Genomic DNA, 12,669 nt, shown 5'->3' on the forward strand with positions numbered 1-12,669 from the left:
CCTGCCCGCGCCCCCGGGCGCGCCGGTCACCGGTCAGGCGGCGGTGAGCGCCGACCCGGTGAGGGTGTCGGCGTCAGCCGGGCGCAGCGCCAGGGCGAGCACGTCGGCGACGTCGGCGAGGGTGTGCACGGTCAGCGCCTCGCGGACCTCGGTGGGCAGGTCGTCCAGGTCCGGCTCGTTGCGGGCCGGGACGATCACCTCGGTCAGGCCGGCCCGGTGGGCGGCGAGCAGCTTCTGCTTCACCCCGCCGATGGGCAGCACCCGGCCGGAGAGGGTCACCTCGCCGGTCATCCCGAACTCGGGCCGCACCGGCCGGCCGGTCACCAGGGACGCCAGCGCGGTGACCATGGTGATGCCGGCGCTGGGGCCGTCCTTGGGCACCGCGCCCGCCGGCACGTGCAGGTGGATCCGCCGCCCGGCGAGGGCGTTCGGGTCCAGCCCGTACCGGCGCCCGTTGGAGCGCAGGTACGACCACGCGATGTGCGCGGACTCCTTCATCACGTCGCCGAGCTGGCCGGTGAGGGTCAGCCCCGGCTCGCCCTCCATGCTGGTGGCCTCGATGAAGAGCACGTCGCCGCCGGCGCCGGTGACCGCCAGGCCGGTGGCCACGCCGGGCACCGCGGTGCGCTCGGCCGACTCCGGGGTGAACTTCGGCCGGCCCAGGTAGCGGGCCAGGTTGCCGGTGTCCACCCGGACCGGTGCCGGGTCGGTGGCCAGCTCGACGGCGACCTTGCGCAGGATCTTCGCCAGGGCGCGTTCGAGCTGCCGCACGCCGGCCTCCCGGGTGTGCTCCCCGGCGATCCGGGCCAGGGCCTCGTCGGCCACGGCGACCTCGTCGGCGGTCAGCCCGGCCCGCTCCCGCTGCCGGGGCAGCAGGTGGTCCCGGGCGATGGCGACCTTCTCGTCCTCGGTGTAGCCGTCCAGGGTGACCAGCTCCATCCGGTCCAGCAGCGGGCCGGGGACGGTCTCCACCACGTTGGCGGTAGCCAGGAAGAGCACGTCGGACAGGTCGAGGTCGACCTCCAGGTAGTGGTCGCGGAAGGTGTGGTTCTGCGCCGGGTCGAGCACCTCCAGCAGGGCGGCGGCCGGGTCGCCGGCGTAGCCGGCGGCCAGCTTGTCGACCTCGTCGAGGAGCACGACCGGGTTCATCGAGCCGGCCTCCCGCAGCGCGCGGACGATCCGGCCGGGCAGCGCGCCGACGTAGGTGCGCCGGTGACCGCGGATCTCCGCCTCGTCGCGGACGCCGCCGAGCGACACCCGGACGAAGTTGCGGCCGAGCGCCCGGGCGATCGACTCGCCGAGGCTGGTCTTGCCGACGCCGGGCGGGCCGGCGAGGGCGAGGACGGCGCCGGAGCCGCGACCACCGACCATGCCGAGGTTGCGCTCGGCGCGCCGGTTGCGCACCGCGAGGTACTCCAGGATGCGGTCCTTCACGTCGGCCAGGCCGGCGTGGTCGGCGTCGAGCACCGCCCGGGCCGCGGCCAGGTCGGTGTTGTCCTCGGTACGCGTGGTCCACGGCATCTCCAGCACCGTGTCCAGCCAGGTACGGATCCAGCCCGCCTCCGGGGACGCGTCGCTGGCCCGCTCCAGCTTGCCGACCTCGCGCAGCGCCGCCTCGCGTACCTTCTCGGGCAGTTCGGCGGCCTCGACGCGGGACCGGTAGTCGGCGGAGCCGTCGGGCTCGTCCTCGCCCAGTTCCTTGCGGATGGCGGCGAGCTGCTGGCGGAGCAGGAACTCCCGCTGGGACTTCTCCAGTCCCTCGCGGACGTCGCTGTTGATCCGCTCGGTGACCTCCTGCTCGGCCAGGTGGTCCTTCACCCAGCCGACGAGCAGTTCCAGCCGGGCGACGACGTCCGGGGCGGCGAGCAGCTCGGTCTTCTGGGCCAGGGTGAGCCAGGGCGCGTAGCCGGCCGCGTCGGCCAGCTCGGAGACGTCGGTCATCCGCTCCATGGCGTCGATGACCTGCCAGGCGCCGCGCTGCTGGAGCACCGAGGTCATCAGCGCGCGGTACTCGCGGGCGAGTTCCCGGGCCTTCCCGGCCGGGGCGGGTTCGTCGAGTTCGGTCGCCTCGACCCAGAGGGCGGCGCCGGGTCCGGGGACGCCGGAGCCGATCCGGGCCCGGGCGAGGCCGCGGACCACGGCGGCCGGTTCGCCGCTGGGCAGCCGGCCGACCTTCTCGATGGTGGCGACCGTGCCGACGGAGCCGTACTCGCCGTCGATGCGGGGCACGGCGAGGAGCTGCTTGTCGCCGGTAGCACGGGCCGCGTCGACCGCGGCCTGGGTGCTCGGGTCGAGGGTCACCGGGATGACCATGCCGGGCAGCAGGACGGCGTCGGTCAGGGGAAGTACCGGAAGAGTTGCCATCGAACACCTGCTATCGCGTTGGGTTGAGCGTGTCAGGCTCAAGTCACAAGGCGTTCCCCTTGTTCCGGGGTGTGACCCAGGCCACGTCGCCACGCGGAGTGGAGACCGGCGAGCGGCCCGTACGTGTCGAAGCGGGTGCGCTGAAACGGATGGGCGCCGTGCTGCTGCGCCCATCCTGGGCCGTCCCACCGGCGCGGCGAGCGGGGTCGGCGGGACACGCCGGAGCGCTCGCGGACTGACGCCACCCGCCCATTGGACCGCGCGGATTTTCCACGATTGCCGCGACTCGTCAAATGAAAGAGACGCATATTGTTGCGAAATAGCGGGCCGATACGTCAAACTCTTAGCCACACCCCGCCCGACACCAGGGAGCATTGGCGATGGCAAGGAAAGTAATCACCGTTCTGACCGACGACCTCGACGGTGGAAAGGCCGATCGGACCGTCGAGTTCAGCTTGGACGGGGTGGCGTACACCATCGACCTCTCCGACGAGAACGCGGGGGTCCTGCGCAAGTCGCTGGACCCGTACATCAGCGCTGGCAGGCGAATGGGGCGGGGCAACGTGGACGCCGGCCGCCCGGGCCGCCGCCCGGGCCGCGCCGCCGCGGTGTCCGGAATGGACCGCGAGCAGAACCGGGCCATCCGGGAATGGGCCGCCAAGAACGGCTACGAGATTTCCGAGCGCGGGCGCATCCCGGTCAACGTCGTGGAGGCGTGGAAGAACCGCTGACCCGGCATCGTCCGGGCATCACGATCCGCCGCGCCGGGGTCACGCTGAGAAATCAGCGAAGGCCCCGGCGCTTTTCACCCCGTTAACAATTTCCACCCGACGGTGCGCCCGTGGCGGGAAGCAGCGGGCGGATCACTCCCCCGTCACCCCGTCGAGGAGCTGGCGAGCCACGTCGAGCCGCCCCACGTGCCGGGCGTACTCCTGTAACAGGTGGAACAGCCGCCGATCCCTTTCCGCACCGTCCGCCGCGTCGGGTGGCACGGCTGAAAAGATCTGTCTCCATTCCCGCTCAGGTACGGAGCGCCGCAGGCGATGGTTCAACCCGGATCGAGCAATTCGTAACGGAACGGCGACGACGGCCCGAGCGGGCAGCGCGGGAGACGCGGGGTAACCGTGCGGCGACGCTGCCGTCTGGTGTCAGTCGACGCAGAGGTGGTCGTACGCGAAGCCGCCCACCAGCTCGTCCCGGCGGGCGCGCAGCCCACGGATCTCCTGCCGCAGCTCGCCCCGGTCCACCAGCGCCGGCCCGTCGGTCTCCAGCGCGCGCAGCCGGTCCCCGATTGCGACGGCGGCCAGGTCCTCGGCCAGCCGGGCGGCGTCCACTCCACACCAGAAGCGGTGCTCGCGGACCGTCACCCGCTCGACCAGGCAGCGACCGGGCCGCATCTCGACCCAGCTCCACCCCTCGGCCGCCCCGTCCCGCCACCGGACGTGCAGCCCTCGCACGATGGGGTCGGCCAGCTGCCGGGACACGTACGCGTCGACGGCCGCGGCCCGGGCCAGCGCGCCGAGGTCGTTGACGTGACCGGCACGGCCGTCGGGCAGCCGACCGACGATGTCGCGGAACCCGACCGGTACGTCGTCGTCCGCCCCGGCCGTCGGGTCGGGACCGGCGTAGGCGCGGGCGTCGATGACGTACCCGACGATCCGCTGGCCGTGCGCGGCGGACCGCAACGTCGGCGACTCGATCCGCAGCACGGGCAGGCCGACCGCGGCGCAGACGGCGTCGCGCATCCGTTCGGCGCGCTGCTCCGCCGAGCCGGCCGGCGCCGGCGCGCCGAGCACGACGGCGAAGAGCGGCCGGCCGCTGTCGGCGGCGCAGACCACCTGGTCGAACTCCTCGCGGGTCGCCGAGCTCCACTGGTGCCCGGTGATCCCCTCCGGGCGGCGGGCCACCAGATCACCGAGCCGGCGGCCGGCGTGCACCACCTGACCGGCCCGGGTGAACAGTGCGGCGCCGTCGACCGGCAGCGGCCGCAGCCGGGAACCGTCGTCGGTGGCGGTACGCGTCGTCATGGTGGTGCCGGATCCTCACGTGGTCGGTCGACCGTCGAGTCTAGGGCGTCGATCCTCGCCGTCGCCTCGCCGGTGCGGTCGGATCCGGGCACCCGGCGCCGCCGGGTGCGCGGACCGGCCGTTTCTCCAGGCTCAGCGCGTGCGGCACAGCGGACAGGTCCCGGAACGGTTGACCAAGCGGAGCCTCGTCACGGTCTCCCAGGCCATCGAGCGGGCGGCGCTGGCCACCGCCGAGGACGGGCCGCTGATGGTGATCCGCCGGTAGCAGCGGGGCAGGGCGGCCGGTGACAGGGCGGGCGACCCAAGGGACGATGGGTCGGACCGGCGGTGGTGGGCCGCCGTCGCGCCGGCGCGGTCCGCGCCGCAGGAGGGGGTACGTCGTGCGGGTGGTCTCGCTGGTGCCGTCGCTGACCGAGGCGGTGGCGGTGACCGTGCCGGAGGTGCTGGTCGGCGCGACCGACTGGTGCACGCACCCGGAGGGGCTGGACGTGGCCCGGGTGGGCGGCAGCAAGTACCCGGACCTGGATCGGGTGCTCGCCCTGCGCCCGGACCTGGTGCTGCTCAACGTGGAGGAGAACCGGCGCGCCGACGCCGACGCGCTGGTCGCGGCCGGGGTGCCGGTCCGGGTCACCTACCCGCGTACCGTGCCGCAGGCGCTGACCGAGCTGGCCGACCTGCTCGCCGCGCTCGGCGTCACCACCGAACCGGACTGGCTCGCCGCCGCCCACCGCGCCTGGGCCGCTCCGGCCACGCCGCCGGTGCTGCGCCGGGCCGTCGTGCCGGTGTGGCGCCGGCCCTGGGTGGTGCTCGGCGGCGACACCTTCGCCGGTGACGTGCTGCGCCGGCTCGGCGTGGCGAACCTGTACGCCGACGACGCGCAGCGGTACCCGCGCCCGGATTTCGACGCGCTGCGGGCCCGCGAACCGGACCTGGTCGTGCTGCCCGACGAGCCGTACGCGTTCACCGCCGCGGACGGCCCGGAGGCGTTCCCCGACACGGCCTGCGCGCTGGTCTCCGGCCGGCACCTCACCTGGTACGGCCCGTCGCTGGCGCAGGCGCCCGCGCTGCTGGCCGCGCAGCTCGCCGACCCGGTGACCCACCGGGCCTGACCGGGGCGGGAACCCGCCCCGGAGGCGCCGGCAGGACAGGCCCCAGAGGGGTGCGGGTTCAGGCGACCGGGGTGACCTGGCCCGGGGGCAGCTCGACGAGGATCGTGTCGTCCACGTCGTACCCGATGGTGTCGACCACCCGGACCACGCCGCTGACCTGCCCGGCGAGCCGGACCGCCAGGTCGGCGGCGCTGCGCCGGTCGAGCCGGCCGTCCAGGGTCACCTGACCGTCGCGGACCTGCACGGTGACCAGTCCGTCCCGCACGGCGAGCACCCGCCGCAGCACCTCCTGCACCACGTCCTCGCGGATCTCCGCGTCGCTGCGCAGGTGGACCCGGAGCAGGTCGCTGCGGGTCACGATGCCGACCAGCCGGCCGAGGTCGTCGAGCACGGGCAGCCGCTTGACCGCCTCCCGGTCCATCAGCCGGGCTGCGGCCGGCAGCGGCGACTCCGGGTACGTGGTGACCGCCGGAGCGGTCATCAGCTCCTTTGCCACCAGCGCGTCGGCCTTCTCCCGCGCGAGCCGCCGGCGCCGGCCCTCGAAGACCCGCCGCTCGTCGGGGTTGCCGGCCCGCTCCACCTTGTGCAGCAGATCGGCCTCGGACACCACGCCCAGCACCCGCCGGAACCCGTCCACCACCGGCACCGCGCTGATCCCCCGCCGGATCAGCACGTCGACGATGTCGCGGTACGGGGTCTCCTCCCCGACCGTCGCGACGTCCCGGGTCATCACGTCGCCCACCTGCCACGTCCTCATCACGACCTCCTCGGTTGATCTCCACCCGCACGGTATGGCGGCGCCGACCAGGGGGGTCAGAGGCGGTGGACCGGTCGGCTGGGGGCCGAAGGTCCCCCGTGGAGGGCCGCGTTCGGGGTCCAAGGTCCCGGTCCGGGACGGCCCGACCGGCCCTGCCCACAACCGCCGCCCAGCGGTGGAATGAATGTGCCACCGGAAAGCGCGGTGCCAGGCAGAGAAGGGACGTGGACACCATGACCGCGACGATCGAGCGGAACGCCACCGCCGCCACCATCGCTCCGGTGGCCGAGACCCCCCGTGAGCGCGCCGCCCGGTACGTCTGGGCCGGCACCCGGATCGCCCTCGGCTGGATCTTCCTCTGGGCGTTTCTCGACAAGGCCTTCGGCCTCGGCCACGAGACCGGGACGAAGAACGCCTGGATCAACGGCGGCAGCCCGACCAAGGGGTTCCTCACCTTCGGCGCGGCCGGCCCGTTCAAGGGCATCTACCAGGACATCGCCGGCGCGACCTGGGCCGACTGGCTGTTCATGGCCGGTCTGGCGGGGATCGGCGTGGCGCTGATGCTCGGCGTCGGGATGCGGCTGGCCGCCACCGCCGGCACGCTGCTGATGGTGCTCATGTGGACGGCCGTCCTCCCTCCCGCGAACAACCCCTTCATGGACGATCACCTGATCTACGCCGCGGTGCTCGCCGGTCTGGCCCTGGTGGGCGCGGGCAACACCCTCGGCCTCGGTCGGGCCTGGGCGAACCTCCCCGTCGTCCGGAAGTACGGCTGGCTGAAGTGACCGCACCGACCCGGAGGGGCGCCACCCACGGTGGCGCCCCTCCGGCGGTCCGGGTCCGCCGCGACGGCGGCGCCCGACCGTCGTCGGGACTGCCGGGGATCGGTGGGTCGCGATCCGGCAGGATCGGAACCGACCGGACAATCGAGCCAGCACGGCAGGAGATCAGCAGATGAACATGCCCCAGGCAGCCAAGCCCGAGGTCGGCCCGATCGAGGGCGCGCCCCCGGCCGACCTCGTCATCGAGGACATCACCATGGGCGACGGCCCGGAGGCCCAGCCCGGCCAGCTGGCCAGCGTCCACTACGTCGGGGTGTCCCACTCCACCGGGCGTGAGTTCGACGCCTCGTGGAACCGGGGCGAGGCGTTCGAGTTCCCGCTCGGCGGCGGCCGGGTCATCGCCGGCTGGGACCAGGGCGTGGTGGGCATGAAGGTCGGCGGTCGTCGCCGGCTGACCATCCCGCCGCACCTGGGCTACGGCAGCCGGGGCGCCGGCGGCGCCATCAAGCCGAACGAGACGCTGGTCTTCGTCGTCGACCTGCTCGGCGTCCGCTGACCGGCGCGGGGCCGGCGGCGGCGTGCCGGCGGCCCCGCGCCTCAGGCACCGGGGCAGCCGGCGCACCTCAGGCGCAGGCGGCCAGCTCACCGCGGGAGCAGGGCGTGGTGGGCAGGCTCTCCACCACCGGGATGACCCGGTGCAGGCCGGTGGCCCGCAGCACCCTGGCGACCACCGGATCCGGGTCGGCCAGCACCAGCTCGCCACCGCGGGCCCGGACCCGCAGGTGCGCGGCGACCAGCGCGCGGACCCCGGCGGCGGAGAGCAGCCGGACGCCGGAAAGGTCGACCCGCAGCACCGGGCGGGCCGGGGCAGCCCAGAGCGCGGCGCGCAACACGCCGACCGAGGCGACGTCGATCTCGCCGACCACCCGCACCCCGACCACGTCGTCACCCACGCTGAGCTGCACGTGGAGCCGGTCACCCCGCTGTCCCATACGGACGAATCTAGCCCCGCCCACCGACATTTCCGCCCTCCCACGGACCGAATCCGGGTACACCCAGGGTCGCCCCCGGGAGAGTCCCCCATCCTGCTCAGGGACGATGCGCCGCCACGCTGCGACACGCCTCGGCGGCAGGACGGGCCGGGATCGGCGAGTGACAATGGTCCGATGGTCGTACCGCGCCAGCGCCAGCGCCCGCCCCGCCTGATCCGGCCCGTCCGCGAGCCGGCCACCGTCCCGCCCCCGCTGGACGGGGCCTGGGCGGCCGTCGACCGGCGGCTCGACCGGATCGAGCTGCTGCCCCTGCCGCCCGGCGCGCACGGGCCCGAGGACGTGCTGATCGACCCGGACGGCCGGGTGGTCAGCGGCGACGAGGACGGCCGGCTCTGGTGGTGGCCCGCCGACGCGCCCGCCGGCACAGCCCCCCGGCTGCTCGCCGAGACCGGCGGACGGCCGCTCGGCATCGAGCTGGACCCGCGGGACGGCAGCCTGGTGGTCTGCGACGCGTACCGGGGGTTGCTACGGATCAACCCCGACGGCGCGGTGCGCGAGCTGACCGGCACCGCGCCGCCGGTGCACCTGGCCGACAACGCCACGGTGGGCCGCGACGGCACCGTCTACTTCACCGACTCGTCGGACCGCTACCCGCTCTCGCACTGGAAGCACGACCTGCTCGAACACCGCCCCAACGGGCGGGTGCTGGCGTACGACCCGCGCTCCGGGCGGACCGAGGTGGTGACCGACGGGCTCTACTTCCCCAACGGGATCGCGCTGACCCCGGACGAGTCGGCGCTGATGCTGGTGGAGACCAGCACCCACCGGCTGGTGCGGGTGGCCCTACCCGAGGGGGCGGTCACCGTGCTCACCGACCTGCCCGCGTACCCGGACAACCTCGCCGCGGTCGGCGACGGGACGTACTGGATCGCGCTGCCCAGCCCCCGACTGCCGGTCGTCGAGCGGCTGCTGCCCCACCCCCGGCTGCGCCAACTGGTGGCGCTGCTGCCCGACGCGGTACGACCACAGCCGCGGAAGTACGGGCTGGTCGCCCTCGTCGACGGCGAGGGGACGGTGCTGCGGACGCTGCACGGCCCCGACGGCGCCTACTGGATGATCACCGGGGTCCGGCAGCACGGCGACCGGCTCTGGCTGGGCAGCCTGGTCGGCACCGGGGTGGCCCGCGTCGACCTGACCTGACGTCCGGTGTCCGGTCGGGCCGGCCGGCCGGCCGTGGAGGGTGCGGCGGACCGGGCGCAGCGTCTCGGGGAGCCACCCGGCAGGGGCGCCGGAGCGGTCCACGCGTACCCGCCGAACAAGCACGACCGGCCCGCCGGATGGCGGACCGGTCGTACCCCCGGTCGTTCCTCCCCTGGTCTCAGCCGCCGCTGGAGGACGGCGCGGGCGCTGGCGACGAGCCCCCGGCCACCGCGCCCGGGTGCGGCGGGTTCATGACCGGCGCCGGCTTCAGCCCGGGCGGCACCGGCAGCGCGCTGCCCTTGACGAACTCGTCCCAGCCGGTGTTCCAGGCCGTCCAGCCGTTGCCCGCCTGCAGCTGCGTCTCGGTGCCCTTCACCGTGACCAGGTCACCGACCTGGGTGATGCCCATCAGCCAGTCGGCCGCGGTGTTGGAGACGTTGGCGCAGCCGTGCGAGACGTTGGTGTTGCCCTGGTCCCCCTCCGACCACGGTGCGGCGTGGATGAACTCGCCGCCCCAGGTGAGCCGCTGCGCGTCCTCGACGTCGACCACGTAGCCGCCGTCCGGCGCACCCCGGGTGTCGAAGGTCGTCTGCTGGAACTTCTCCATGATCACCATCTTGCCGCTGGAACTCGGCGTGCTCTCCTTGCCGAGGCTCACCGGGATCTTGCGGAGCAGCTTGCCGTCCTGGAACACCGAGATCTGCTTGGTGGCGTTGTCGATGTCCAGGGCGACCTGCCGGCCGATCTTCGACGCCGCCCTGCGGTCGTCGTCCCCGACGTACTGCTTGCCGATCGGCAGCCCCTCCAGCCCGGCCCGGACGCTGATCTTCGTGCCCGGCTTCCAGAAGTCCGGCGCCCGGTAGTAGACCTGGGTGCCGTCCTCCAGCCACGACCAGGCGCCCGGCTGCGGCGGGTCGGTCTTCACGAACAATCGCCGTTGCACGTCCGCCCTGGCCTCTTTCGGAATTCCCGGCTCGAATGCGACGGTCACCGGCATGGCCGTGCCGTACGTCTGATCACCGGTGAAATAGAGAGTGCTGGTGATCGCCTGTTTGGTCGATTTCGCCGCCGTGACGAACGTCGTCCGTCGGACCGTCGTCCGTCCCTTGTCGCCGGACGCGGTCACCTCCGCGGTGTAGGTCCGGCCCTTCTCCAGCGGAGTGCTCGGCACCCAGCTCGATCCGTCCTCCCGAGGCTCCCCCGCGACCTGCTTCCCCTTGTCGTCGGTGAGCTTGACCCCGGTGACCTTCCCACCGGACACGCTGGTGCCGACCTCCGCGCTGACCGGAACCTCCTTCGTCCCCTCCGCGGGAGTCACCGTGACGGCTGGCCCCGCGGCTCCTCCCGCCGCCCCGGGCTTCCGGTCCGCCGTGCACCCCCCGAGGATCAGCGGTGTGGCTGCGATGGTCACCGCCAACAGCGTCAATCGCCGCCTCACATCCATATTCACCCCCCCGTTTCCATTCCCCTTGGCCACATTCTGTACGGCGGCTCTCGGGCTGCGGCGCACTTTCGCGGGAAATGCTCGGAAACGGCCGGGCTTTTGGTCGCCGACGTGCTCGACCGCGATTCACCGGCCCGGCCGTCCCGGATCAGGTAGCCCTGGGTGGTCCCCGCCCCCGGCGTGCCGACTCCGACCTTTCAGTCCCAGTCCTGGTCGCCGTGGTTACGGTCCCACCGGCCGCCGACCGGCGGGGTGTCCAACCGGGTAGGGCCGTCGCCGTTGCCGGCGAGGTCGTTGTCCTCGACCCGGCAGGCCACACAGCTGCCCCGCTCGGTGATCCACAGCCCGTGGGTCTGGGTGCGCTGTCGGTGGTTGTCCCAGACCCGGTTGCCCCGGATCGTCGCCGAGTCGAAGGGCGCGTTGATGGTGATCCCGGCCCGGGTGTGCGGCGCGGCGGGCAGCTCGTACGCGGTCCCGGGCAGCGGGGTGTCGCCGCTCCAGGCGCTGTATGAGTCGGGGCGTACCGGCGCGAGGATCAGTTCGGTGGCGGTGTTCGCGGCGACCGCGGCCACCCGTTGGCCGACCCGCAGCACCTTGCCCCGGTGCCCGTCCGGCGGCCAGTTCGCCGACCGGTCCACCAGCGTCTTGTCGCTGTACCGGACCGTCTCGCCGCCACCGGCCGACGCCTCGCCGCACTGCCGCCCGTTGTTGCGGACCCGGTTGTTGAGCACCATCGCGTCGGTCATCGGGCGGTCGACGCGGATCGCGTCCAGGCCGTTGCCCCAGAACTCGTTGCTCTCGATCACCACGTCCATCGCCGGGTCCTGATAGCCCCGGCCGAGGTTGTGCTCGTGGTAGCCGTACGCGCCGTTGCCGCTGATCCGGTTGCCCCGCACCGTGTACGGGCCGGGGGTGTTGCCCATGCTGATCCCGTCGAGGACGTTGCCGTCGATCACGCAGTCGGTCAGCAGCCCGCCCCGACCGGCCATCCCCGAGGTGCCGTTCGCCGAGACGTCGAAGCCGGCCTCCAGGTTGCCGGTCATCGTGCAGCCGGTGACGATCAGCCCGTCGGCGCCCCAGTCGGAGATGCCAAACCGGTTGCCCTGGCTGTGGCAGCCGATGATCCGGTAGCCGCGCGGCAGCGCCCAGTGGTCCTTCTGCAACTCCAGGAAGATGCCGTTGGTGCCGTTGCCGAGGGCGGTGCAGTTGGCGATGGTGAGCCGCTCCACGGTGCCCCAGCCGCCGATGCCGACGCCGATGCCGGCCCCGCCCATCTCCTCGCCGTTGTCCAGCCGGCCGCAGCCGACCACCACCACGCCGTCGATGACGCTGTCCTGGAGAAAGTCGCACCCGAGCCCGCTCGCCGCCGTGTGGTGGATGTAGAGGTTGCGGAACACCCCGCGCACCACGTACTGGAGGCCGAGCCCCTTGGCCAGGTAGCTGTACTCGGCCATGGCCACGCTGGAACCGTCGATCTCGAAGTCGGCGAAGGTGCAGTCGGCGATGTGCCGGTCCCGGTCGGCGCCGTGCTGCAGGGTGGTCCAGAAGGCCAGCGGCGTCGGGTCGGCCCGGTTGCCCTCGTTGCTCAGCAGGAACCGGGTCGCGGCGGGGCCGGCCCCGATCAGCGACACCCCGCTGCGCCAGACCGTGCCGGCGTCGCGGATGGAGTAGATCCCGGGCGGGCAGTAGATCACCCGGGCCCGCCCGTCGGCGGCGTACCCGTCGCCGAGGCGGTCCACCAGGGCGGCCAGCGCCGGCTGGTCGTTGGTCACCCCGTCGCCGGTCAGCCCGTACTGGTGGGCGTCGCACCACAGCGGCGCACCGGCGACGGACGGGCGGCGGGCCCGCACGGCGGCGGGCAGAACCTCGTACGACACCGGTGCTCCTCTCGGCGGTCCGGTCGTTCCCCGCCGCCGGTTTCCCGGCCCGCCGACCGGAAAACGCCACCCCGCACTCCGGCGAATGCCGGTGGAGGGACGAACCGGACACGATGC

At 73.5% G+C, this 12,669-nt stretch carries 13 protein-coding genes; 6 read left to right on the plus strand and 7 right to left on the minus strand.

Features of this window, described 5'->3' with window-relative positions; translation table 11 throughout:
* Positions 1 to 33: 33 nt before the first annotated feature.
* On the minus strand, positions 34 to 2,364 hold the full coding sequence (gene lon, locus AB0I41_RS15200; RefSeq protein WP_357106934.1) for an endopeptidase La: 2,331 nt from the start codon (positions 2,362 to 2,364) through the stop codon (positions 34 to 36).
* A 380-nt stretch (positions 2,365 to 2,744) separates the two neighbouring features.
* Between lon and AB0I41_RS15205 the strand changes: the two genes are divergently transcribed.
* A complete protein-coding gene (locus AB0I41_RS15205; protein ID WP_357106937.1) occupies positions 2,745 to 3,095 on the plus strand; it encodes an Lsr2 family protein in 351 nt (116 codons plus the stop codon).
* A gap of 132 nt (positions 3,096 to 3,227) precedes the next feature.
* Here AB0I41_RS15205 and AB0I41_RS15210 read toward each other — a convergent pair whose 3' ends face one another.
* Entirely contained in the window at positions 3,228 to 3,356 is a 129-nt protein-coding gene (locus AB0I41_RS15210; protein ID WP_357106940.1) for a DUF664 domain-containing protein, read from the minus strand.
* Positions 3,357 to 3,512: 156 nt separating this feature from the next.
* The gene (locus AB0I41_RS15215) at positions 3,513 to 4,391 is read right to left on the minus strand and encodes a DUF2726 domain-containing protein (RefSeq protein WP_357106943.1); all 879 of its coding nucleotides are present in this window, start codon (positions 4,389 to 4,391) and stop codon (positions 3,513 to 3,515) included.
* Between the two features lie 139 nt (positions 4,392 to 4,530).
* Between AB0I41_RS15215 and AB0I41_RS15220 the strand changes: the two genes are divergently transcribed.
* Complete coding sequence (locus AB0I41_RS15220; RefSeq protein ID WP_357106946.1) at positions 4,531 to 4,656, plus strand: hypothetical protein; 126 nt, start codon at positions 4,531 to 4,533, stop codon at positions 4,654 to 4,656.
* A 115-nt stretch (positions 4,657 to 4,771) separates the two neighbouring features.
* The gene (locus AB0I41_RS15225) at positions 4,772 to 5,500 is read left to right on the plus strand and encodes a helical backbone metal receptor (RefSeq protein ID WP_357106950.1); all 729 of its coding nucleotides are present in this window, start codon (positions 4,772 to 4,774) and stop codon (positions 5,498 to 5,500) included.
* 58 nt (positions 5,501 to 5,558) lie between these two features.
* Here the strand turns inward: AB0I41_RS15225 and AB0I41_RS15230 are convergent, their stop codons facing one another.
* Positions 5,559 to 6,257 (minus strand): CBS domain-containing protein, encoded by a 699-nt coding sequence (locus AB0I41_RS15230; RefSeq protein WP_357106953.1) that lies wholly within the window; start codon positions 6,255 to 6,257, stop codon positions 5,559 to 5,561.
* 233 nt (positions 6,258 to 6,490) lie between these two features.
* Between AB0I41_RS15230 and AB0I41_RS15235 the strand changes: the two genes are divergently transcribed.
* Both AB0I41_RS15235 and AB0I41_RS15240 read left to right on the plus strand, forming a co-directional pair.
* Positions 6,491 to 7,042: a hypothetical protein gene (locus AB0I41_RS15235; RefSeq protein ID WP_357106957.1), complete on the plus strand. Its 552-nt coding sequence runs from the start codon at positions 6,491 to 6,493 to the stop codon at positions 7,040 to 7,042.
* Between the two features lie 175 nt (positions 7,043 to 7,217).
* Complete coding sequence (locus tag AB0I41_RS15240; RefSeq protein WP_357107120.1) at positions 7,218 to 7,595, plus strand: FKBP-type peptidyl-prolyl cis-trans isomerase; 378 nt, start codon at positions 7,218 to 7,220, stop codon at positions 7,593 to 7,595.
* 67 nt (positions 7,596 to 7,662) lie between these two features.
* Here the strand turns inward: AB0I41_RS15240 and AB0I41_RS15245 are convergent, their stop codons facing one another.
* A complete protein-coding gene (locus tag AB0I41_RS15245) occupies positions 7,663 to 8,031 on the minus strand; it encodes an STAS domain-containing protein (RefSeq protein ID WP_357106959.1) in 369 nt (122 codons plus the stop codon).
* A 174-nt stretch (positions 8,032 to 8,205) separates the two neighbouring features.
* On the opposite strand from AB0I41_RS15245, the gene AB0I41_RS15250 reads away from it, so the two are divergent.
* A complete protein-coding gene (locus tag AB0I41_RS15250) occupies positions 8,206 to 9,231 on the plus strand; it encodes an SMP-30/gluconolactonase/LRE family protein (RefSeq protein WP_357106962.1) in 1,026 nt (341 codons plus the stop codon).
* A gap of 178 nt (positions 9,232 to 9,409) precedes the next feature.
* Here AB0I41_RS15250 and AB0I41_RS15255 read toward each other — a convergent pair whose 3' ends face one another.
* The gene (locus AB0I41_RS15255; protein WP_357107123.1) at positions 9,410 to 10,675 is read right to left on the minus strand and encodes an Ig-like domain-containing protein; all 1,266 of its coding nucleotides are present in this window, start codon (positions 10,673 to 10,675) and stop codon (positions 9,410 to 9,412) included.
* Between the two features lie 197 nt (positions 10,676 to 10,872).
* Complete coding sequence (locus AB0I41_RS15260) at positions 10,873 to 12,552, minus strand: right-handed parallel beta-helix repeat-containing protein (protein ID WP_357106964.1); 1,680 nt, start codon at positions 12,550 to 12,552, stop codon at positions 10,873 to 10,875.
* Positions 12,553 to 12,669 lie beyond the last annotated feature (117 nt).

The organism is Micromonospora sp. NPDC050200 (assembly GCF_040656135.1).
GTDB lineage: Bacteria > Actinomycetota > Actinomycetes > Mycobacteriales > Micromonosporaceae > Micromonospora.

Bases quoted from the DNA above. Each gene is read 5' to 3' on its own strand.
- lon (WP_357106934.1), bottom strand. From the start codon at position 2,364: ATGGCAACTCTTCCGGTACTTCCCCTGACCGACGCCGTCCTGCTGCCC.
- AB0I41_RS15205 (WP_357106937.1), top strand. From the start codon at position 2,745: ATGGCAAGGAAAGTAATCACCGTTCTGACCGACGACCTCGACGGTGGA.
- AB0I41_RS15215 (WP_357106943.1), bottom strand. From the start codon at position 4,391: ATGACGACGCGTACCGCCACCGACGACGGTTCCCGGCTGCGGCCGCTG.
- AB0I41_RS15230 (WP_357106953.1), bottom strand. From the start codon at position 6,257: ATGAGGACGTGGCAGGTGGGCGACGTGATGACCCGGGACGTCGCGACG.
- AB0I41_RS15235 (WP_357106957.1), top strand. From the start codon at position 6,491: ATGACCGCGACGATCGAGCGGAACGCCACCGCCGCCACCATCGCTCCG.
- AB0I41_RS15240 (WP_357107120.1), top strand. From the start codon at position 7,218: ATGCCCCAGGCAGCCAAGCCCGAGGTCGGCCCGATCGAGGGCGCGCCC.
- AB0I41_RS15245 (WP_357106959.1), bottom strand. From the start codon at position 8,031: ATGGGACAGCGGGGTGACCGGCTCCACGTGCAGCTCAGCGTGGGTGAC.
- AB0I41_RS15250 (WP_357106962.1), top strand. From the start codon at position 8,206: ATGGTCGTACCGCGCCAGCGCCAGCGCCCGCCCCGCCTGATCCGGCCC.
- AB0I41_RS15255 (WP_357107123.1), bottom strand. From the start codon at position 10,675: ATGGATGTGAGGCGGCGATTGACGCTGTTGGCGGTGACCATCGCAGCC.